Source organism: Methylobacterium sp. ME121 (assembly GCF_000974725.1).
GTDB lineage: Bacteria > Pseudomonadota > Alphaproteobacteria > Rhizobiales > Beijerinckiaceae > Methylobacterium > Methylobacterium radiotolerans.
This window is the reverse complement of record NZ_BBUX01000053.1, coordinates 24,314-43,597: the sequence shown is the minus strand read 5'-3', so window position 1 is coordinate 43,597 and position 19,284 is coordinate 24,314. Positions and strand designations below refer to the sequence as shown.

The 19,284-nt window shown below is 68.4% G+C and carries 20 protein-coding genes and 2 pseudogenes; 8 read left to right on the top strand and 14 right to left on the bottom strand.

Going from position 1 to position 19,284, the window contains the following annotated elements; translation table 11 throughout:
* Positions 1-273: transposase (locus ME121_RS24415; RefSeq protein WP_059409763.1), on the bottom strand; the 273-nt coding region annotated here is incomplete at its 3' end.
* A gap of 50 nt (positions 274-323) precedes the next feature.
* On the opposite strand from ME121_RS24415, the gene ME121_RS24410 reads away from it, so the two are divergent.
* Complete coding sequence (locus tag ME121_RS24410; RefSeq protein WP_059409762.1) at positions 324-1,088, top strand: hypothetical protein; 765 nt, start codon at positions 324-326, stop codon at positions 1,086-1,088.
* A gap of 34 nt (positions 1,089-1,122) precedes the next feature.
* Here ME121_RS24410 and ME121_RS24405 read toward each other — a convergent pair whose 3' ends face one another.
* From ME121_RS24405 to ME121_RS34245, 6 genes and pseudogenes are all read right to left on the bottom strand, one after another.
* On the bottom strand, positions 1,123-1,911 hold the full coding sequence (locus tag ME121_RS24405; RefSeq protein ID WP_179240033.1) for an alkylmercury lyase family protein: 789 nt from the start codon (positions 1,909-1,911) through the stop codon (positions 1,123-1,125).
* 32 nt (positions 1,912-1,943) lie between these two features.
* Complete coding sequence (merA, locus tag ME121_RS24400) at positions 1,944-3,383, bottom strand: mercury(II) reductase (RefSeq protein WP_059409760.1); 1,440 nt, start codon at positions 3,381-3,383, stop codon at positions 1,944-1,946.
* Between the two features lie 131 nt (positions 3,384-3,514).
* Positions 3,515-3,853: a cation transporter gene (locus tag ME121_RS24395; RefSeq protein ID WP_059409759.1), complete on the bottom strand. Its 339-nt coding sequence runs from the start codon at positions 3,851-3,853 to the stop codon at positions 3,515-3,517.
* A gap of 29 nt (positions 3,854-3,882) precedes the next feature.
* Positions 3,883-4,284: a mercuric transporter MerT family protein gene (locus ME121_RS24390; RefSeq protein ID WP_059409758.1), complete on the bottom strand. Its 402-nt coding sequence runs from the start codon at positions 4,282-4,284 to the stop codon at positions 3,883-3,885.
* 94 nt (positions 4,285-4,378) lie between these two features.
* Positions 4,379-4,835: pseudogene (gene hisI, locus ME121_RS34250) on the bottom strand (phosphoribosyl-AMP cyclohydrolase).
* On the bottom strand, positions 4,832-5,914 hold the full coding sequence (locus ME121_RS34245; RefSeq protein ID WP_206406898.1) for a Vgb family protein: 1,083 nt from the start codon (positions 5,912-5,914) through the stop codon (positions 4,832-4,834). The pseudogene hisI and the gene ME121_RS34245 overlap by 4 nt, the downstream one beginning before the upstream one ends.
* Before the next feature lie 64 nt (positions 5,915-5,978).
* Here ME121_RS34245 and ME121_RS24380 point away from each other — a divergent pair, with 64 nt between their 5' ends.
* Positions 5,979-6,410: a MerR family transcriptional regulator gene (locus tag ME121_RS24380; RefSeq protein WP_059409756.1), complete on the top strand. Its 432-nt coding sequence runs from the start codon at positions 5,979-5,981 to the stop codon at positions 6,408-6,410.
* Positions 6,411-6,741: 331 nt separating this feature from the next.
* Here the strand turns inward: ME121_RS24380 and ME121_RS24375 are convergent, their stop codons facing one another.
* The 4 genes and pseudogenes from ME121_RS24375 to ME121_RS24360 all read right to left on the bottom strand — a co-directional run bounded on the left by ME121_RS24375 (position 6,742) and on the right by ME121_RS24360 (position 9,739).
* Positions 6,742-7,059 (bottom strand): hypothetical protein, encoded by a 318-nt coding sequence (locus tag ME121_RS24375; RefSeq protein WP_059409755.1) that lies wholly within the window; start codon positions 7,057-7,059, stop codon positions 6,742-6,744.
* A 159-nt stretch (positions 7,060-7,218) separates the two neighbouring features.
* Positions 7,219-8,878: pseudogene (locus tag ME121_RS24370) on the bottom strand (IS1182 family transposase).
* A 247-nt stretch (positions 8,879-9,125) separates the two neighbouring features.
* On the bottom strand, positions 9,126-9,515 hold the full coding sequence (locus tag ME121_RS24365; RefSeq protein ID WP_059409754.1) for a type II toxin-antitoxin system VapC family toxin: 390 nt from the start codon (positions 9,513-9,515) through the stop codon (positions 9,126-9,128).
* Positions 9,512-9,739, bottom strand: coding sequence for an AbrB/MazE/SpoVT family DNA-binding domain-containing protein (locus tag ME121_RS24360; protein WP_246753239.1), 228 nt, complete (start codon positions 9,737-9,739; stop codon positions 9,512-9,514). Before ME121_RS24360 ends, ME121_RS24365 begins: the two co-directional genes overlap by 4 nt.
* Before the next feature lie 279 nt (positions 9,740-10,018).
* On the opposite strand from ME121_RS24360, the gene ME121_RS24355 reads away from it, so the two are divergent.
* The 4 genes from ME121_RS24355 (at position 10,019) to ME121_RS24340 (ending at position 13,667) form a co-directional block, all read left to right on the top strand.
* Positions 10,019-10,615, top strand: a complete 597-nt coding sequence (locus ME121_RS24355; RefSeq protein WP_059409752.1) for a recombinase family protein — start codon at positions 10,019-10,021, stop codon at positions 10,613-10,615.
* A gap of 387 nt (positions 10,616-11,002) precedes the next feature.
* A complete protein-coding gene (locus tag ME121_RS24350; RefSeq protein WP_043388532.1) occupies positions 11,003-11,260 on the top strand; it encodes a hypothetical protein in 258 nt (85 codons plus the stop codon).
* On the top strand, positions 11,253-11,870 hold the full coding sequence (locus ME121_RS34240) for a hypothetical protein (RefSeq protein ID WP_133250946.1): 618 nt from the start codon (positions 11,253-11,255) through the stop codon (positions 11,868-11,870). Before ME121_RS24350 ends, ME121_RS34240 begins: the two co-directional genes overlap by 8 nt.
* A 114-nt stretch (positions 11,871-11,984) precedes the next feature.
* Positions 11,985-13,667 (top strand): type IV secretory system conjugative DNA transfer family protein, encoded by a 1,683-nt coding sequence (locus tag ME121_RS24340; protein WP_059409751.1) that lies wholly within the window; start codon positions 11,985-11,987, stop codon positions 13,665-13,667.
* A gap of 164 nt (positions 13,668-13,831) precedes the next feature.
* Here the strand turns inward: ME121_RS24340 and ME121_RS24335 are convergent, their stop codons facing one another.
* Genes ME121_RS24335 through ME121_RS24325 form a run of 3 tightly spaced genes read right to left on the bottom strand, consistent with a single transcriptional unit; the run spans position 13,832 to position 15,738 of the window.
* Positions 13,832-14,431 (bottom strand): hypothetical protein, encoded by a 600-nt coding sequence (locus ME121_RS24335; RefSeq protein ID WP_043388345.1) that lies wholly within the window; start codon positions 14,429-14,431, stop codon positions 13,832-13,834.
* Positions 14,415-15,221, bottom strand: coding sequence for a P-loop NTPase family protein (locus tag ME121_RS24330; RefSeq protein ID WP_043388347.1), 807 nt, complete (start codon positions 15,219-15,221; stop codon positions 14,415-14,417). Before ME121_RS24330 ends, ME121_RS24335 begins: the two co-directional genes overlap by 17 nt.
* Positions 15,222-15,225: 4 nt before the next feature.
* Positions 15,226-15,738, bottom strand: a complete 513-nt coding sequence (locus ME121_RS24325) for a hypothetical protein (protein ID WP_043388350.1) — start codon at positions 15,736-15,738, stop codon at positions 15,226-15,228.
* A gap of 271 nt (positions 15,739-16,009) precedes the next feature.
* Between ME121_RS24325 and ME121_RS24320 the strand changes: the two genes are divergently transcribed.
* Together ME121_RS24320 and mobF are read left to right on the top strand one after the other, a co-directional pair.
* On the top strand, positions 16,010-16,303 hold the full coding sequence (locus tag ME121_RS24320; RefSeq protein WP_043388352.1) for a hypothetical protein: 294 nt from the start codon (positions 16,010-16,012) through the stop codon (positions 16,301-16,303).
* Positions 16,303-19,248, top strand: a complete 2,946-nt coding sequence (gene mobF, locus ME121_RS24315) for a MobF family relaxase (protein ID WP_043388356.1) — start codon at positions 16,303-16,305, stop codon at positions 19,246-19,248. Before ME121_RS24320 ends, mobF begins: the two co-directional genes overlap by 1 nt.
* The last annotated feature ends 36 nt before the right edge of the window (positions 19,249-19,284 follow it).

The window sequence follows — 19,284 nt, the reverse complement described above, 5'->3', positions numbered from 1 at the left end:
GAAGTTTCCCCGGGACGCCTCCTGCAAGATCAGCTTGTCCAGCGTCAAATCGGCGATGGCTTTTCGAAGCCGAGCATTCTCGGTCTCAAGACTCTTCATCCGTCGAACTTGATCCGACTTCAGGCCGCCAAACTCACGCCGCCACCGGTAGTATGTCACTGAGCTCACGCCGAGCGCGCGGATCGCATCGGCCACGCTTTGGCCCTGTGAGATCAGCACGTCCGCCTGCCGCAACTTGGCAACGATCTCCTCAGGCTTCGGGTGCTTTGTCATCTCGTCCGTCCTCCAGGCTCAAAAGCCATACCAAAGGGCGGACCACTTCAATGGGGGCTGACCACGTGCTGCCGCCGAGCCCCTTCGCGACGCCGAGCGGCCTGACGGTGAACGTCAACAACAGCGGCGATGCCGCGGGCCTGCTCAACAGCTCCACCACCTACTCGAACAACAACGCACCCGACATCATCGGCAAACTCGCCTTCGAGCCGGGCTTCGGCCACTACGAAGTGAAGGGGCTGGTGCGTTTCTTCAACGACCGTCTGGTCGGCCGCTCGGACGACACGGTGGGCTACGGCTTCGGCGCAGCGGTGACCTTCCCGCTGTTCGACAAGCGTCTCGACATCCAGGTGAGCGGTCTGGTCGGAGAGGGTATCGGTCGCTACGGATCGGGGCAGCTGCCGGATTTCGCCCTGCGCGCCAACGGTACAATCGCAACCGTCCCCGCCTTCCAGCTCCTTACGGGTGCGGTCGCGCACGTGCAGCCGGGCACGGACGTCTACGTCTACGCGGGTTGGGAGCATGCCGCGCGGGCGGGCGCGCTGAGCACTGCCGGCTACGGCTCGCCGACCCTGGTGGTGGTAGGCTGCAACGTCGAGGGCGCCGCGACCGGGACCTGTCAGGCTGAGACCCGGGACCTGCGCGAGATCACCGGCGGCTTCTGGCACGACCTATACAAGGGCAACTACGGCCGCTTGGCCGCGGGCGCACAAGCAGCCTATGTCGAGCGCGACGCGTTCCGGGGCCTCCTCGGCATCCAACCCTCGACCCGTGCGGTCGTGGGCCTTGCCTCTCTGCGTTACTATCCGTTCTGAACAGCAGTTATAGGATCCTATAAATCCTCTCCTCTCAGGGGTGTCGTGGATTGTGAGCCAGGCGCTCGATTGCACGCATGACAGGCCCGAAGATCGCGCGGCCGAGTTCGAGAGCCTCCGGCATCGGGAGGCGCGCCCCCACGCGCGCGGGTTGCTGGCCATCGAGCCAGTCCCGGAGATGCTTGTCCGAGCAGAAGAACGCGATGTGTGGGCAACAAGACGCGGCCGCACTGCCGGCGTACGCGAAATCGTACCAGACGACCGACAGCGCCGGAGAGACGCTCCGGAGCACGCGCCCCCGCTCCGCCGTCGAGACCGTGACCGTGTCACCGCAGGAGCGGCACCGGGCCGTGACCGTCGCGTCGGCGTCGAACATCTCGGCGATGCCGAGGGCGTCGATGGCACACAAGGCGTTGAGGACGCGTCCGCCAAGCCAAACCCGATGTCCAGTGTCGTCCGGCGCGAGCGGGTAGGCATACGTGACCGTGCCGGAGGTTGGATCGAGCCCGACGAGGTCCCGCTGCTGCAAGTCGCGCAGGAGCGCGGCGGCTCGTCCCGGGGTGACCCGCAAAGTCGCGGCGAGCTCGTCGGTACCCGGGGGGCGCCCTTGCGCGGCGTAAAACCGCAAGACGGCCTGCCACATCCGGTCAGCGTCAGAGTCGAGCGCGTGCAGCCACCTGTCGAGAAGGCCCGAGCGGGCCGCCATGCGGCCGGCAAGCGCGTTGCGCCCCGCATCCGTTGTCAGGGCCGACCAGTTCGGGCGCAGGACCCCAGGCCTGATCTCGGCGACAAGCTCGCGTCCGGGAGCTGGCGTGGCAGGCATGCCGTTCATCCCATGAGGAGGCCACGCCCCCACTAACCGGCGCAGCAGGACAGCTTGGAGACATCCCGGTCGAAGGTCTGGGCGGCGAGCTTCAGCCCCTCAACAGTCGTCAGGTACGGGAAGATCGCGTCCGCGAGCTCGTCGATGGTCAAGCCACCGCGGATCGCCATCGCTGCCGTCTGGATGCTGTCCGCACCTTCGGGGGCGAGAATATGCGCGCCGAGCAGCTTCCGGGTCCCTCGATCCGCGACGAGCTTGATCAACCCGCGCGTGTCGCGGGCCGCCAGGGCGCGCGGCACGTTATCGAGCGTGAGCACTGACGTTCGCACATCATGCCCGGCCGCCCGCGCCCGGGCTTCGGTCAGGCCGACGCTCCCGACCTGCGGGTCGGTGAACACGACGGCGGGCATCGCGCTGTTGTCGTAACGAAGGCTGTCGCCGTTGAGCGCGTTCTTGGCGGCCAGCTTCGCGCCGTACGCCGCCATGTAGACGAACTGGTCCTTACCGGTCACGTCGCCGGCCGCGTAGACGCCCAGCTTCGAGGTGCGCATGCGGTCGTCGACTGCAATGGCGCCCGTCGGGGTCTGGGCCACACCCACCTCGGCGAGGCCGAGATCCTCGGTGTTGGCCTTGCGCCCGGTCGCCACGATGATGCGCTCGGCCACGACGGTCTCCTGGCGACCGCCCCGCCGAACCGTGAGGCTCACGCCGCCCCTCGTCGGGTGCGCGGCTTCGTAGGACAAGCCGCCCAGGACGGTGATGCCCTCATCCGCCAGGTAGCCGGAGAGCGCCTCCCCGATCTCCGGCTCCGCCTCGGGCAGGAGCCGGCTGCGGAAGACAAGGGTCACGGCGACGCCGACCCTGGCAAACGTCTGTGCCAGTTCCGCACCGATGTAGCCGCCGCCGAGCACGATCATCGAGCGCGGAAGCTCGGTGAGGGCGAGCGCTCCGGTGCTGTCGAGCGGCGAGACGTCGGCAAGCCCGGGAATGGAGGGGAAGGACGGGCGCGTCCCGGTGGCGATGATGACGCGGTCCGCGGCGAAGCGCCTGCCGCCGGCTTCCACGCCCCCGGGAATGAGGCGCGCCCGGCCCTCGTGGTACACCACGTTGTTGTAGGCTGGCAGGAGATCTGCGTACTTGGCCTGCCGTAGGCTATCGACCAGAGCGTCCTTCTGGGCGACCTGGGCACGCCAGTCGGTCACCCGCGCCTCAGCCTGGACTCCGTCGAAGCGGCCCGCGGCCCGGTTGGCGTGATGGACGGTCTCGGCCGCGCGGATCAGGGCCTTCGACGGAACGCAGCCCACGTTCACGCAACTGCCGCCAATCGTTCCGTGTCCGATGAGGGCAACCTGTGCGCCCTGCTCAGCCGCCGTGATCGCGGCCGAGAACCCGGCCGATCCGGCCCCGACGACGATGAGGTCTTGGCGACCGTGGCCGGCGTTCTCTCGCTGGGTGCTGCAGCAATCGCTCATGGTCTCAGCTTCCGTATGGTCGACGATGTTCGGCCGTCCTCGGCGGACGGACCCTTGGACCGGAAAACGAACGGCCGCGAGGGGAACCGGGTCGAAGGGAACGCAATCCCCCGTCCCGAGGCCCCGCCTCCTCAGCGGACCTGGGCAGTGCTGCCTGTCGTGTCGGCAGCCGCGCTCCTCACTTCCCTCACGGAGGAGGGATAGCCGGCGTTGGAGGTCGCCTCGGACAGGGCCTGCGCGGTGACCTTGTCATCGTCGAAGGTGACGGTCGCGGTGGCGACGCCGCCGTGCTCGATGACGGCGACCTGGGTGACGCCGGCCAAACGTCCCAGGGTCCGTTTGACGATGGGCGCGCAGGCGGCGCAGCTCACGTTCTGGACCTCAAGAGTGGCGGTGCGCGGGACGGCGAAGGCACCCGTGGCCGACAACAGGACCGACGCGGCGATGGCGGTGCGGAGCAAGGTTCTCATGGGAATCCCTTTCTGCGGTTCGGTGATGGTCAGAGCAGCAAGTTGGCGGCGTAAGGGAAGGTCACGGCCGCGAGGATGAGCACGGTCGCGACCCAGAGTCCGATCCGGGCGACCCGCCCGGACCCTGGCCGGCCGCACGGACCCTCGCTCGAACAGGCCGGAGCCCGGCGGTAGGAGCTCCAGAAACCGAAGCCGAGAAACGCGACGGCCGCGGCGATGAACAGCGGCTGGTACCGCGCCAGCGCGGTCAAGTTGGAAATCCAGGCCCCACTCACGCCCAGGCTGAAGAGGACGAGGGGCAGGATACAGCACGAGGAGGCCCCGACCGCGGCGAGCAGGCCGCCGACGGCCGCGAGCCTCTGCCCCTGACCTGTCTCGTTCCGCGCCAGGCCCGCGCTCTCGCGGGAAGCCGTGCCAGTCGACCTGTCCATTCGGACACTCCTCCATTCCAGTGAGTATGGGACCTGTAGCTACTACAGATACAAGCGCTGATTTCGGACCTCGCCGCCGCGTCTCGGAGGGGCCTCATGCGCCTTGGGAGCCGGCGTCCCCGCGCACCGCGTCATGGGCGAGCGCTGGGCCACCAGGGCCATCGACGACGCGACGGTAGAAGCAGCTCGGACGGCCGGTGTGGCAGCACCCCAACCGCCCGGGCATGCGGACCGTCAGCCAGACGGCATCCTGGTCGCAATCGACTCGGATTCTCCTCGACGTGTTGGATCTGCCCGCTCGTCGCGCCTTTATGCCAGAGACGTTGCCCCGACCGGCTCCAGAACCAGGCCTCGCCGGTCGCAAGGGTCCTGTCGAACGCCTCGGCATTCATCCAGGCCAGCATCAGCACGGCCCTCAACACGGCGTCGGTGACGATGGCCGGCAGAAGCCCGGCGCCGTCGAACCGTGGCGTGAGCGTGAGCCCTTCCTCGCACTCGTGGTCTTCGGGCCCAGCGGAAGGGTCGCGGCCGGGCGCAAGCTGAAGGCTCACTGCTGGCCCTCGGGCCGCTGACGGCCGATCCCGTTCGAGCGGGCGACGGCGAACCAGACGGTTCCATCGGGGGCGACCACGGCTCCGTTCGGGGCTCGCAACCCGTCCAGCCCGATCTCGGTGACGTGTCCGTCCAGCGCGACCCGACTGAGCCGTCCGCCGCAATGTTGCGTCACCCACAGGGCGTCCTTACCGGCCGCGATGGCGTAGGGCGACTTCGTGCTCGGGCAACGGGAAGGCCGGCCACGCTCGGAGGCGGAACCGGGCGGATTCGATGGCAGCGGGAATTCGGTCACCTTTCCGTCCGTGGTGATCCTGCCGACGGCATCCGCCGCAACCTCGGTGAACCACAGGCCGCCATCCGGGCCGGCAGCGATACCCTGCGGGGCACTGTCCAGGGTGGGCAGCGGAAACTCCGCAACTCGGCCCTCCGGCGTGATCCGACCGATGGTGTTGCTGTTGAAACCCGTGAACCAGAGATTGCCGTCGGGTCCGGTCGCGATGCCGTAAGGGGTCTGCGTCCTTGCCAGCGCGAACTCGCTCACCTGTCCATCGACGGTGATGCGGCCGATGCGATTGGTCCCGGACAGCGTGAACCATAGGGCACCGTCGGGACCCGACGTGATGCCGAAGGGATAGCTCCCGGGCGTCGGGAGCGGGAATTCGGTGATCACGCCCGATGGCGTGACGCGTCCGATCCTGTTGCCGCAGTTTTCCGTGAACCAGAGATTCCCGTCGGGACCGGCGGCGATGCCCTGTGGCCGGCTGTCCTGCGTGGGAACGGAAAACTCATCCCATCGGCCGCCAGGCGCCAGGCGCCCGACCTTGTTGCCTTGCTTTTCCGTAAACCAGACGGCGCCGTCGGGGCCGAGGGCGACGCTCTCCGGGTAGCTATCCGGGGTCGGGACCGAAAAAAGCTCCGCGCACCTGGCGCCCGCGGGAGCCGTCAGGGCCAGGGCGGCCCACAGGCTGGCCGGCCGGAGCGTTCGGGCACCGTGGCGCCGAATGCCTTGGGCGACGTCCCAGGCGAACGCGCGCGCGGCTTGGTGGACACGGGTTGGGCGACTGACTTGCGACATGGCTTTTCCTCGAACCATCGCGGTGGTACGAGCTGTAGTGACTACAGGTTCAAGGGGAAATTTCATGGGTACCCCCGCGGCGCGAGGGCGCGCATATCTGACCATCGGTGCGCTCTCGGAGAGCGTTGGCGTCAACATCGAGACGATCCGGTACTACGAGCGGATCAACCTTCTGCCCGCCCCGCCGCGCACGGCCGGTAACCAGCGGATCTACGACCCGACGCACCGGCAGCGCCTACTCTTCATCCGCCGGGCGCGCGAACTCGGCTTCACCATCGAGGATATCCGGGCCTTGCTGACGCTCGTCGACCGCCACGCGGTCACATGCGGCGAGGTTCAGACCGTGGCCGAACGACAGCTCGGGGCGGTGCGCGCGAAGATCTCGGACCTCAAGCGTTTGGAGCGTGTCCTGAAGGGCATGATGGCGTCCTGCGCCGGCGGGACAGTGCCCGAATGTCCGATTGTCGAGACGCTGTTCGGAGCATCTGATATATAAATAAAGTCATATTTTTATCGTGTGTTGATTACAGCCTGATATTTCCATCGCTGTTATATTACGGTCATAGAATATGCACCGAGGTTCGATAATAGATGGCGCTCATTTTCACAGGAAGATGAGCGAAGATTGATCGGTTCATGAGGGATATTATGCCGGATATACGATCGTTTTATCGATACAGAAGCAAAGTTATTTTCCTTCTACACAGCACGGTCGCCGCGGGGCTGAGTCGGCGACTGCTTCACAGCGGATGGCTGACGCTGAGCCAATGTGTGGGACGGCACTGAGGGAGGACCACGGGCGCCCAAGTGGTAGGGGGGCGGCATCCTCATTTTGGCGCGGATTTAGGCGGCACCCTGCCGTTCAAATGGCCAGCATGCTGCGAGCAGGGCAACCATTCGCCAATGAAGCCATTGAAGAGCAGCACGTAAGTGCTTTTCAAATGGAGACGACGATGCCCCAGCAAGCTCATACGGAAGCCGCCGAGCATCACGAGAAGGCAGCCAAGTCGCATCGCGCTGCTGCCGAACATCACGGCAAGGGCGACCACGCCGCCGGTCATAAGCATTCGACTGAAGCCCATGGTCACTCGACCAAGGGTCACGAGCACTCCACCAAGGCGCACGGCAAGAGTGGCGAGCACCATAAGTAGCCTTTAGGCGCAACAAGCTCGCCCTCGCCCATCGCAGGCGGGGGCGCGCACTCGCCTGGAGGCCCCGGCGAGGCTGAGGCACCTCAACATGCGCTTAAGGCATGCCAACTGGTTGTCGGCAATCCGAACGGACACTGTTGGCGAAGTCGGCGGCTATGCGGCGAGGGCGCTGAAGCGTGAGGTATGCGCCCGAGCCAGGGGTCTGTGCTCGAACCAAGCGGCGAGACGATCCAGGTTGAGGGCAGCGGCCGTGGCCACGCCCTGGAATGCCGTCTTCGCCAGTCCACGATAGCGGGCTCGGCGCAAGCCAAAGCTGCGTACGCCCTGCGAGATCGTGCCCTCGATGCCCTGCCGTTGCGCGTACAGGCGCCGGCCCTGCTTGCTCTCGTGCTGTTTGCGCGCTGCCGCCAATGCCTCGTGCTCGGCACGCGGATGCAGGGTCAGCCGACGGCTTGCCGCTCGGGTACAGCACGGTTTGGCCGGACAAGGCCGGCAATCGCCAGGGTTGAAGCCGGCTCGGATGAACGGGCGACCGCTCGCTGTGTCCCGGTACTCGCCCCAGCTCGTGCTCTCATGCCCCTCCGGGCAGCGCACGCTGCGGCGCTCCCAGTCGACGGTGAAGTCCGCCACCTGGATCCCCTCGGCATCGCGCCGCTGCCAACTGTGATTGGACCGCGTCGGGCCGATCAGGTCGATGCCGTGCCGTGCAGTGGCCACCACCAGCTGCTCGGCGCTCACGTATACGGCATCGACCAGATGCTCGGACGGAGCCAAGCCTGCCTCGGACAGCGCTTCGTGGATCGCGCCGGTGCGAACGGCTTCGTGCACGTTGGCCGGCGTGGTGGTCGGTGTGGACGACCAGCCGCGGCAGGCCGGGATCGCAGGTCTCCGTAAGGTGGACCATGTACCCGGTCCAATCGGTTCCGGACTTGGCCCGGAACCGGGCGTCGATGTCATAGGGCGACTCGACCCGGTCGCCCGGACCACGCCCGCGCGCGTCGCGTAATCGCACTGGGTCGGCTTCGCCGTCCGTGCCGTCCCACCGCTCGAAGTGGCGCGCCCACACCCGCCGAAGGACAGTGATGGCGGGCAAGGCCGCGGCCAATGGCGACGCAGCCGCGTCGTCCAGGGCGTCGAGCAGGCGATAGCCATCAGCCCCAACCTGGAGCACGTAAGCCTCGCGCTTCGCGCCGGTCTCGGGCAGACACGTTTCCTCGACTCGATGATCGTAGCGTGTGTGCCACTCGGGCGGGGCGAGAGCACGCAGCCAAGCCGGGGCGGCTGTCGCGATGGCATTGAGGGCCGCACGCAGTGTCTCGGCCAAGAGCTCGACCCGGTTGAGGTCGCGAACAGCCGCCAGTACGTGCGTGCTGTCGGTGCGCTGACGGCGCCGCGCCTTGAGCAGGCCTTGATCGCGCGCGGCGTCAAGGATGCAGGCCAGCAAGCGTTCGCTCGCAGCGTGCTGCAGGAGCCGGCCCCGGAACTCGCACAGGAGGCTGTGGTCGAAGCCGGGATCGATGAGGTCGAGCGCCAGCAGGTACTTCCAGTCGATCCGAGCTCGGACGGCCTCGGCGGCTTGGCGATCGCTCAGGCCTTCTCGAAACTGCATCAGCGTGACGAGGGCCAGACGCTAGGGCGCGTAGGCAGGCTGCCCGCGCGCCGGATAGAGGTCGGCAAACGCCGCGGCGGTGAAGATGGGACCGAGGCGGTCCCGCAGCAGCAGGTAGGGATTGCCGCGGCGAAACGCGGTTCGAGCGATCCGAGCGGTGTCCTCAGGCACCGGCGGGAGCACGGATTGCGGGCGGAGCGACATGAGTGGCCTCCGGGCGGGACGGCCACCCTACACCCAGACCACCACCGCTCGGAATTCGCCAACAGGGCCCGATCGTTTCCCGACGCTCCGGCGAGGCGGGTTGCGAGCTGCCTCAAAGGGCCTCCTTTCTGTCGGACAAACGTGTCGGCTTTTCTATTGCCGGGCAAACGCCAGTTTGGCACGATCGCAACATGCTCGTCGGTTACGCCCGCGTCTCCACCCTCGACCTGGTACTTCAGAGCGGCCATTAGCGGATCATCTCGACCACGACGCCAGCCGCCTCAGCGATCATCGACCAGCGCCGCTCCGCGGTGAGCGCCGGCAGACCTTCACGCTTGGCCAGGGCCAGGCAGTAACGATCCCCGAGCGACAGACCACCCTCAACTGTGAGCGGACGCAGCATGCCGGCGTCGTACGACAGCGCGGGATCGATGGCAGCCCATCGGATCGGCAAGGGACGCAACAGCGCCTCGATATCAGGGCGCGCAACCCCGAGCTTGGCGTAGTGGCTGACCACCTCAGCCAGATTGACGGTCGTCATGACCGAGCCGTCGAGCCCGGCTTTCACGCGATCTGCTCCCGGCTCAGACAGCAGCAGGGCGAGCAACGCAGACGCGTCGAGGACGAAGCCCGTCATTCCGCCTCAGCCTCACGGGCCCGGTCGGCGAGGAAGTCCGCCACGGACGCGCCTTCCTTGTCGCCGACCAGCCTGCGGCTCAGAGCCTGCGCACGGGCGACGACCTGATCGAGCGTCCGAAGCACGATGGCGTCGCCTGTGTCCTCGACGATGACCTCACCCCCGTGACTGAGGCCATGCCGCTTGCGGAGGTCGGCCGGCAGGCTCACGCGCCCGTCGGGCATCACTTTGGCTTTCATGGGACGCCTTCATTGTCTGCCATGCCAGTGAACATACGCCAAAAGCACCGGTCCGCGCCAGGATGAACGGCTAACGTCATCCCCTGGCGATGCTGGGTCATTCTGAACTGGTCGTGCGGCCTGACCGTGTCCGCAAGGGGATCGTCCAGCGGACGCTCGGAAGATCCGCTCGCAAAGGATCAATCCGTCTGCGCGGACGCTGTCTCAATAGGTTGGTACGATAAAAATTGCGGTGAGGGGACCCTGTACGTTACAGTCCCGCTCATGACGCATGTGCTGATCGGCTATGCCCGCTGCTCGACCGACAAGCAGGACCTCGCTGCCCAGCGCCACGCGCTGTTCCAGCTCGGGGTGGCGACTGACCGCATCTACACTGACAAGGGCTTCACGGGGACGAACCGGGCACGCCCGGGCCTCGACCAAGCGCTGGCCGCGGTCCGGAGTGGCGATACCCTAGTAGTACCCAAGCTCGACCGGCTGGCCCGATCGGTGCCGGACGCGCGCGCGATTGGCGACGCGCTCGCGGAACGGGGTGTGAGGCTCCAGCTCGGCGCCAGCGTGCACGACCCGTCCGACCCGATGGGCAAGCTGTTCTTCAACATCCTGGCGACGTTTGCCGAGTTCGAGGCGGACCTGATCCGGCTGCGCACGCGCGAGGGCATGGCGATGGCACGCGCCAAGGGGAAGCTGCGGGGCAAGAAGCCTAAGCTCTCGGATCGCCAGCAGAAGGAGCTGCGCCGGATGTACGACACAGGCGACTACGCGATCAGCGACTTGGCCGAGCTGTTTTCAGTCTCACGGCCGACCGTCTACCGGACCCTGGAGCGCCAATCTACGATGCCTGCTGTCGTGGCGACCTAAGTGGACGCGGCACGGCGCCCGGCATTGGGTTCACACATCACCGGTTTCCCTCGATACAGAGCGACAGAGACGCCGAGGATCAATGCCAAATAACGATCAAGATAACACCAGAGGACCGCCCGAGGGCCTCCCACTACCTTGATGCGCTCTCAAATGCCGTCAACCTCGCAGGCGGCAGGTTTTCTACATCCTGAGCAATATGTGAGGCGATGGGCGACGCGCATCTGAAGAGGATACCTTGGTTAATACTTATATCTCTTCGAAGCTTATGTGAACTGAGCAAATCGTATCAATTTTACCGATTTACCAGCCGCTTCAGAAACACGATCCTTCTATTGCGACTGTCATCGTTCATATAGATCGGGTGCAAGGATCGTTATGTCTCCCATGGACAAGGACGCGCTGCTGAGAGCGCTTTTCAAGGACTTGCTTATCGTCAATACAGAGATTCACCCCGACGTGCGGCAGGCCGAGGCCCGCTGGGCGTCCGAGCTTGGTCTTGTGCGCCCGAACTATAACGTGGTGTCGGCACGTCCCGGCCAGGATCTGAGCGGCTTTGGGGCCATCTGGACAGAGGCCGACGAAATGCTCTTTCGGACGCGGGGCGTAGTCGTGCTCAAGCCGCAGGTGCAGGGTCATGCCTGAACAGACAATGCCGGCGAGGACCGGGCGCGACATCATCCTCATCGACGACGCACGCCATCCTCAGTGGGTCGCTGCGGCAAACGCTTTCGCCCGGCGGATGGGCTCGACGACCTACACCGTACTCCAGGTTCACCAGCCCGACACGCGCTGGTTCGAGAACAACCGGCTTGCGGTGCCGCAACCTGAGCAACTGGAGGCCTTTGCAAGAGACGGGATCGTGCTGCTGCCCACGTGGCATCAGGTTCAGATGTTGGCCTACAATCCGAATTCTTTCGCCAGCATCGCAGTCACGACATGTATCAACGAGGCGGTGTCACGCTACGCGGGTCGTCAGGTCCGCCTCGCGCAGTTGGGAGGATCCGAGACGGATCTCACCGAGCAGCGCAAGTTGGCCACACGTGTGCTCCACGCGTTCGACGCCCTCGATGCTGATGGTCTTGCCGCACTGTGCGAGGCGGCCTTTCTGAACGATCCGGAGGTCGCATCGATGCATCTAAGATTTGATGATCTCAGGACTCGTCATCGTCCCATGTGGCTAGAACAACTCAATGCTGCCTGGCTGAAAGAAAAAATAAGTCTCGAAAAATTAGCCTCTCTAGATTATAGATAATTTCTTCCAAGCTTTTTGGTCCGCGAGGACATGCCGTCGTCGAACTTCAAGTGAGACAGAGGGGCAAGCTGTGCTTGCAGCGATGCTGCCTACTTTCCTCGTGACTGATCCGCAATGCGCCTGATCTTCTCAGCCTTCCTCGCGACCGTGCTCCTGGCCTACCCAGTCGCCGGTTTGATCCAGAACGGGCTCGACCCAGCGTATTGGCCCGCAGAGGTGACGCGCCCCGGTGCCTGGTTCGGGGCCCTATTCTCCCCGCATGCCGGTGACGCGCTCGCGATGCCGTACCTCATGCTGATCGGTCGCGCGCCCGAATTCGCGAATGGCGGCTGGTCGCTAGCCCCACTCATCGCCTTCTCGCCCCTCCTGATCCTGTTTGGCGCCGCGCTACTACGGCGCGCCAAGCCCGAACAGAAGCGGGACACCTCCGACCTGTTCGGCTCGGCCCGCTTCGCCACCGCGACCGAGCGCGGCCGCCTGCGCGGCGGGCTCGAACTCGGCCGCGACCCGGAGACCGGCCGTGCCGTGCGCCTCGCCGTGCAAGGCACGCTCGTCACCATCGCGCCGCCGCGCAAGGGCAAGACGTCGGGCTTGCTCATCCCCAATCTCGCCTTTCCCGAACCTCAGGGCTGGGGCGGACCCGCGGTCGTGTTCGATCCCAAGGGGGAGGTCTACCGCTCCGTCGCCGCACGGCGCCGGGCGCTCGGGCGCCGCGTCATCTGCCTCGACCCCATGGGTCTGGCCGGCGGCACCGACCACTGGAACCCGCTCCAGGGCCGCGACCCGGACGACGTCCTCTACCTTCAGAGCACCGCCCTGGCCCTTCTGCCCGAGGCCACCGGTGACGGCGAGGCCTCCGCCTACTTCCGCAATCGGGCCGTCGACCTGATCACCGGCGCGCTGTTGGTCGCCCTGCGCCAGCCGGAGGCGTGCACGGTCGTGGAGGTCCAGGATCTGCTCACCGACGAGGCCCGCTTCCATGGCCTCCTGCAACAGTACGTCACCCACTGGCCCGAGCCCGCGGCCTACGCCGCCATGGAGATCCTGCAGGCCGATCCGAAGACCAAGGACCCGATCAAATCCACCGCCCTACAGGCGTTCCAGTGGCTGGCCGACCGGCGCCTGCGCGACCTCGTCGGCGACTCGACCTTCCAGCTATCGGAGCTGTCCACCGGCGCCGTCGACCTGTTCGTGGCGGTGCCGACCGAGTACAAGGCGGTGCTAGCCCCGTTCCTGCGCTGGCTGCTGTCCGACCTTTTCGCTTCGGTGCGTCGCCACCGCCCGGCCGAGCGGTTGATGATCTTCGTCGACGAGGCCGCGGTGCTCGGCCGGTTCGACGCGCTGCTGACCGCGGCGGGCGAGTTGCCGGGCTACGGCGCCAGCCTGTGGACGATGTGGCAGGATCGCGCCCAGCTCGTCGGGCTCTACGGCGAGGCCGGGGCTGACGTGCTGCTCAACACCGCCGAGGTCGTCACCGTCTTCGACGTCCCGGCCGTCGATCCGGACGAGACCGAGCGCTGGTCGCGGGCGATCGGCGACTACACCGCCTTCGTCGAGACCCGGACGGCCCCGACCGGCGACGCCAAGGGCAGCCCGTCCACGACCCGGGCCTCGCAGGGCGCGCGCTTGATGACCAAGGAGGCGCTGATCGCGATGCCGGGCGACGAGCTCCTGGTGTTTCCCAACAGCGGCGGCCAGACCCGCCATCCGCTGCGCCTGAAGAAGACGGTCGCGCACACCGACCCGCGCTTTCGCAAGCTGATCACCGCCGTGCCGCCGGTCGGCCGGGCGCGCTGAGCCGGGGACGCCGCCACGCAGGCGCGAGCGCCAGCCGGACGCGCCTCGGTCGAGGGTGGAAAACGCGGCCGCCGCGGTTGGCAGGGCGGATCCACCCAGCGGCGCCGGACCGCCGGAACGCCACATGCCCGAGGTGAGCCGCAACCGATCGAGGGATACGGACCTCAGCGTGAGGCCGGTCCGGAGCGGGTCCGCAGCCAATCAGATGGCACACGCGTCGCGGCATAGCCCTCACCAGGGCGCCAGTCGCGCAGCTCGGCCATGCCGTCGGCGTCCCGCATCAGCGCGTAGGCGCGGCCCGCCACGAGGCGATCCCCGGCGGGTCGCCCGTCCGGCATGACCCAGGCGATGGCCACATCCCGGTCGCTCCGAACCTCGACCCAGGAGATCGGCGTGCGGCGATAGGCTAGGAGCAGCGCGAGCAGGAGACAGAGCGCGAGCAGGGCGTCACGGGTGAGCCGGCGTACGCGGAACGGCAGGCGCCCGCGCCAGACCGCGATGCGGCTGGCGTGGCCAGGAGCGGGCCGGGCGCCCGGCCCCACAGCGTCGGACCGGTCACGGATGGAGAGCAGGAGCTCGCGCCGATGTTCGGGCAGGAGCTGTACTGCGCCCTCTTCCAACGCCGCAAACCGCTCGTGGATCGGGCGCGTCTTCAGCCGGGTGAGCGCGGCGCGGCTGTCCCGCTCGAACCCGGCCGCAGCCTCGCGCGCGGCGCGATCAGCCCGCGTGAGGCGGGCGTGCACGTCCTCAGGCGTTGCGGGCACGCTTGCTCCCCCCTGCCGGCGTACCGGCCCGAGCCGGAACCGGCGCTTCTTCGACCAGCCAGAGGGCTGCCGGCTTGACCGCCTCCATCACGGCGAGGCGGAACGCGGTCAGATCGCGCAGCATCCGTCCGGCCTGCGCCTGCGAGGTCTGCTTGACCAAGCCCGCCCGGTCGAGCCGACTGACGCCGCGCAGCTGACCTGCCGCCAGCACCTCGCGCGTCCTGTCCTCCAGCTCGAATTGGCGCAGGTGCGTGACCACCGCGTCGCCGGCTACCCGCTTGAGCAGGGCCGGATCGACGGCGCCCCGCACCGCGTTGGCCACGACGAAGCGGGCGCCCGCCCAGTCCTTGGCCGCGTGCAGCAGCGCGCCGCCGTCGGCGAGCGCGCCGGCCTCGGCGGCGACCACCACCACGAGCCCGAGCTCGATCCCGGCCTCGCGCAGCGCCGGTGCCTCGTGCGTCAGGACCCCCAGCAGAGACGCCGAGGTGTTGGCGCCGATGTCCACCAGCGTGGGGGTCGCGACCTCGAAGAGCGCGTTGATCACGTCGTCGAACTCGGCACGCGCCGCCTTGCCGCCGCTGGCGTCGATCGCCTCGCGCGAGGCGCGCATGAGGAAGTGCTGCACGCTGCCCGGCTCATTCGCGGCCGTCGCGGCCTTGAACTCGGTCAGACGGTGCACCGACTCGATCTCCAGGATCGGGGCATCCGGCACCGCCTCGGCGAGGCCGCGGGTCACAGTTGACTTGCCGACGCCGCCGGTTTCCTGGGCGACGAGGAGGACGCGGGGCATGAGGTCAGTCCTTCTTGAACAGGTGGGCGTGCCGCTCGGCCTGCATCTGGCGGATCTCCGCCTCGGTGAGCGGTGCGTCTGTAGGCGCGGGGTCCGGTGTATCGCTGCCCGAGCGCAGCTCCGGGGCGAGCCGTGTCGGCCGTGACCTGGAACCGGTCGAGGCCGCGGGCGACGGTGCGGGATCCGCGCGGTCGGGGCGAGCCGCCCGCGCCGCCGTCCTGGAGGCGCGGGCGGCGGCCTGCCGGCGCACGCTGGAGATGACGCCGGTGAGGTTGCGCCCGGTGATCGGCTCGCCGGCGGCGGTGGTGAAGCCCTGCGCCGTGAGCCCGGCCGCGACCGCGTCCCAGGTCAAGCCGCCGGCCTGGAGGGCGACCAGAGCGTCGAGGTGGTCGCGCACGATGTCCATCAAGCCCGTGGCGGGCCGACCACCCGGCGCACCGGCCTTGCGGCGGCTGTCGGGGGTGGCGGCGGCGTCGCGGGCGAGGCGGCGTAGGTCGAGGCGGGGGCGCTGGGCCATGGCGACGCCCTAGCAAGGCGGGGCTTGCCAGGGCGTGCAGCCGATCGCGCGAATGCCGGGGGCGACGGCAAGCCGACGTTAAGGTCCGGCAGCGGACGGCAGGCTACGGCTGAGGACGGCAGCGATACGGTAGCGTGTACGGCAAGGGGAGGGGTATCACACCACACGCACTGAAGTGGTGAAGCGTTAACCGCGCGGCCATGCGAGCCTCGCCAGGCCGTCGCGACCGTGCCAGGGCTGCCGTCCGGATCCGCACGCAGCAGGTACGCCGATGGCCGATCAGGTCAAGCTCACGATCACGCTGGAGGCATCCCTCGCCGCCCGGTTGAGCGCCGCCGCGGCCGAGCGCGGCTGGGCCTCCGAGAGCCTGGCGGCCGACTGCGTCGCTCAAGCCCTGGAGGTGGCGATCCGCCACCGTGTCCTGATCGAGCGCATGGAACAGGTCGACGCCGCGATCCTCGACATGGCACAGGCCGTCGGTGAGCTCGGGGCCCCGTCGACCGGCATCGACCTGTCCCAGATCTGCCGCTATCGCAAGGGCACTGGCGGCCCGGATCTGGCCTGATGACCGCCTCGCTGCACCGCCTCGGCGCCGGGGCCGAGGCCGGGCTATACTACACCAATGACAGCGAGCGCGAAGCCAGGCCGGACCGGCGCGACGAGTACTACCTCGCGGACGGCGGCGGGGTGTGGTGGAGCAGCGGTGAGAGCGTCGTGCGCCACGGCGCGGCGATCGACGCGAGCTCGTTCCGCGACCTGTGCGCGGGGTTCCATCCCGGAACCGGCAAGCCGCTGGTCCGCGGCGCCGGTCCAGGCCACTGGGCCGGACAGGATTGCACCCTGACCCCCGGGAAATCCGTCTCCGTCCTCTGGATGGCCGGCACGCCCGAGCAGCGCGCCGCGATCGAGGCCGCCCACCGCGCCGCCGTCGAGCGGGCGCTCGCCTTCGTGGCGGCGGAGGGACTGGTCACCGTCCGAACCGGTGCGGGCGGCGTCGAACGGCACCGGCCGAGTGACATCATCGTCGGCCGCTTCGATCATTACACGACCCGAGAAGGCGATCCAAATATCCATACGCACTGTGTCTTCATCAACGCTGCCGGTGCGCCGCCTAAATCTGGATCCGGACGTTACAAATCACAGACACATCTGACCATCGAGGTCGAACAACTCTACGCTTACCAGATTTGCGTGGGTGCCGCGTATCGCGCTGCCTTGGCCGAGGACCTGCATCGCCGTTTCGGCCTGCGCTACCGCGAGGCCGGGCGCGGGCAGTGGGAGATCGCCGGCCCGCCCGAGGCGGTGCTGGCGGCCTTCTCCAAACGCTCGGAGCAGATCCTCAACTACGCCGGGGCCGGCGCCACCAGCGCCCAGCGCGAGATCGCCGCGCTCGCCACGCGCCGCGGCAAGCACGAGCTGCCGACCGGCGCCGAGCTGGAGGCGCGCTGGCGCGAGGAGCTCGCCGTCTGCGCGCTCGATCCGTGGGATGCCGCGCGCCATCCCGAGCGCGACCCCGCCATCGCGATGGCCGCCGCGCGTGAGACGGAACGCGACCCCCCGTTCGATCAGCCCGAGATCCCCGGCGACAGCCCGGTCACGCGCGCCGCCTCGGCGTTGTTTCGGCACGAGAGTGTGGTGACGCGCAAGGACCTGCTCCAGCGCGCTCTGGAGCTCGCTGGCGTGCAGGGACTCGGGGTCGATGCCGTGGAGGCGGAGCTCGCCCGCCTGGAGCGGGACGGCACGCTGCTGCCACTGAGCGCCGCCGAGAGGGTGCCGGGCGCCCACGCGTGCTGGACCAGCCCGGGCATCGCCGCCTGCGAGGCCGCGATGCTGCGCGCCGCCGACCGCCCGCTGGAGCGGATCTGGATCACCCCCGAGGCGGTCGAAGCGGCCCTTGCGCGGGCGGGCCATCTCAGCCCCGAACAGGGCGAGGCCGTGCGCCATGCTGCCGGTCCGGATGGGGTGTCTCTGCTCCAGGCCGGCGCGGGCACAGGTAAGACGACCACGGCCGCAGCCCTGGTGGCCGCGGCCCACGACTCTGGATTGCGCGTCGTCGGCTTGGCACCATCCTGGGTCGCCGCCGACGAGCTCGCGCGCTCCACCGGGATCCTGGCGCAGGCGATCGCGCGCTGGCGCCACGATCGGACTCGGGCGACGGATCCGGACCCCGCGCCTCACCCCGATCCCTCGCCGGCATTCGGCGCCGACACCCTGGTGCTGGTCGACGAGGCCGGGATGGTATCAACCCGTGACCTGGAAGCCGTGCTGAGCGCGGCGCAGGCGGCCGGGGCCAAAGTGGTGCTGATCGGCGACCGGCGTCAGCTCGCCTCGGTCGGGGGCGCCAGCGCGCTGCGGGCGGTCGCCGAGGTGGTCGGACGCTCGGCCGTGCTCGAACACGTCCGCCGGCAGACGGTGGATTGGCAGCGTGCCGCCTCGGTGGTGATGGCGCGCGGCGATGCCGAGGCGGGTCTGCGCGCCTACGCCGCCAACGACCGGGTCGAGCTGATCTCCGGAGCCGAGGCGGCTCACGCCCGGGTGATCGCGCTCTGGTCCGAGCAGCGCGTGGTCCATAAAGGCGACGCGCTGATTGTGACCCGGCGCAATGCCGATGCGGCGGCGCTGAACGCGCGGGCGCGGGCCGTGCTGCGGGCGGAAGGACAGCTCGGACCCGACGTAGTCGCGCTGCCGTCGCGCAACCGCGCCGATGAGGTCGTACCGCTGGCGCTCGCGATCGGCGACGTCCTGCGGTTCGGCGAGAGCCTGCCGCACTTGGGCCTGCGCAACGGCAACCGCGCCCGGGTTGAGGCGATCACCACCGATCCGGACGCGGGACCGCGCCTACGGCTGCGGCTGGAGGACGGGCGCGCGCTCGACACGGCCTGGGAGCAGCTGACGCGGGAGCCACGCTTCGGCCGCCGATCATCACAACCCAAGATCGTACACGCCTACGCAGGTACAACTTACGCGGCGCAGGGCCGAACCTGTTGCGCGGCGGTGGTGTACCTCGGGGCCAGCACGGACGCGCGCGAGGTGTATGTCGGGCTGACCCGCCACCGGCACGATGCGCGGGTGGTGGTCGAGCGCGACCGGCTCGACGCCCTGTGTCGGCAGCGGCAGGCGGATGCGCGCGTGCCGGCGACCGACACGCTGGTGCTGGAACGGCTGTTCCGGGAGGCACGGACCTACCGCGAGAAGGCCAACGTGGTCGACTACACCGCTGACCGGGTGGCGTTCGTGCGCGACGGGCTGCTCGGACTGACAGAGCGGGTCAGCCCGGGCGTCGACGTGCGCCGAGCGATCCGCGCGGCCCGGGCTCTGCGCGAGGCCGTGGCGTGGCTCGGGGTGGATTGCCTGATTGTGCCCGCTTGGCGCTTGGTCGACGCCTGCGGGCGCCGCCTGAGCCGCGCGTCGGCGCCGGTGACGCGCGCCCTGGTCATGCGGTTCGCCCGCCACCTCGGCCGCCCCAGCTCGGTGCCGCCGCGCGATCGCGACGTCGGTATCGAGCGATGAGCTCCATTCCTGTGGTCCGCGACCGATCCGGATCCG

Excerpts from the sequence above, each read along its gene's own strand:
- ME121_RS24410 (WP_059409762.1), top strand. The coding sequence starts at position 324 with ATGGGGGCTGACCACGTGCTGCCGCCGAGCCCCTTCGCGACGCCGAGC.
- ME121_RS24405 (WP_179240033.1), bottom strand. The coding sequence starts at position 1,911 with ATGCCTGCCACGCCAGCTCCCGGACGCGAGCTTGTCGCCGAGATCAGG.
- merA (WP_059409760.1), bottom strand. The coding sequence starts at position 3,383 with ATGAGCGATTGCTGCAGCACCCAGCGAGAGAACGCCGGCCACGGTCGC.
- ME121_RS24395 (WP_059409759.1), bottom strand. The coding sequence starts at position 3,853 with ATGAGAACCTTGCTCCGCACCGCCATCGCCGCGTCGGTCCTGTTGTCG.
- ME121_RS24390 (WP_059409758.1), bottom strand. The coding sequence starts at position 4,284 with ATGGACAGGTCGACTGGCACGGCTTCCCGCGAGAGCGCGGGCCTGGCG.
- ME121_RS34245 (WP_206406898.1), bottom strand. The coding sequence starts at position 5,914 with ATGTCGCAAGTCAGTCGCCCAACCCGTGTCCACCAAGCCGCGCGCGCG.
- ME121_RS24380 (WP_059409756.1), top strand. The coding sequence starts at position 5,979 with ATGGGTACCCCCGCGGCGCGAGGGCGCGCATATCTGACCATCGGTGCG.
- ME121_RS24375 (WP_059409755.1), bottom strand. The coding sequence starts at position 7,059 with ATGGTGCTCGCCACTCTTGCCGTGCGCCTTGGTGGAGTGCTCGTGACC.
- ME121_RS24365 (WP_059409754.1), bottom strand. The coding sequence starts at position 9,515 with ATGACGGGCTTCGTCCTCGACGCGTCTGCGTTGCTCGCCCTGCTGCTG.
- ME121_RS24360 (WP_246753239.1), bottom strand. The coding sequence starts at position 9,739 with ATGCCCGACGGGCGCGTGAGCCTGCCGGCCGACCTCCGCAAGCGGCAT.
- ME121_RS24355 (WP_059409752.1), top strand. The coding sequence starts at position 10,019 with ATGACGCATGTGCTGATCGGCTATGCCCGCTGCTCGACCGACAAGCAG.
- ME121_RS24350 (WP_043388532.1), top strand. The coding sequence starts at position 11,003 with ATGGACAAGGACGCGCTGCTGAGAGCGCTTTTCAAGGACTTGCTTATC.
- ME121_RS34240 (WP_133250946.1), top strand. The coding sequence starts at position 11,253 with ATGCCTGAACAGACAATGCCGGCGAGGACCGGGCGCGACATCATCCTC.
- ME121_RS24340 (WP_059409751.1), top strand. The coding sequence starts at position 11,985 with ATGCGCCTGATCTTCTCAGCCTTCCTCGCGACCGTGCTCCTGGCCTAC.
- ME121_RS24330 (WP_043388347.1), bottom strand. The coding sequence starts at position 15,221 with ATGCCCCGCGTCCTCCTCGTCGCCCAGGAAACCGGCGGCGTCGGCAAG.
- ME121_RS24325 (WP_043388350.1), bottom strand. The coding sequence starts at position 15,738 with ATGGCCCAGCGCCCCCGCCTCGACCTACGCCGCCTCGCCCGCGACGCC.
- ME121_RS24320 (WP_043388352.1), top strand. The coding sequence starts at position 16,010 with ATGGCCGATCAGGTCAAGCTCACGATCACGCTGGAGGCATCCCTCGCC.
- mobF (WP_043388356.1), top strand. The coding sequence starts at position 16,303 with ATGACCGCCTCGCTGCACCGCCTCGGCGCCGGGGCCGAGGCCGGGCTA.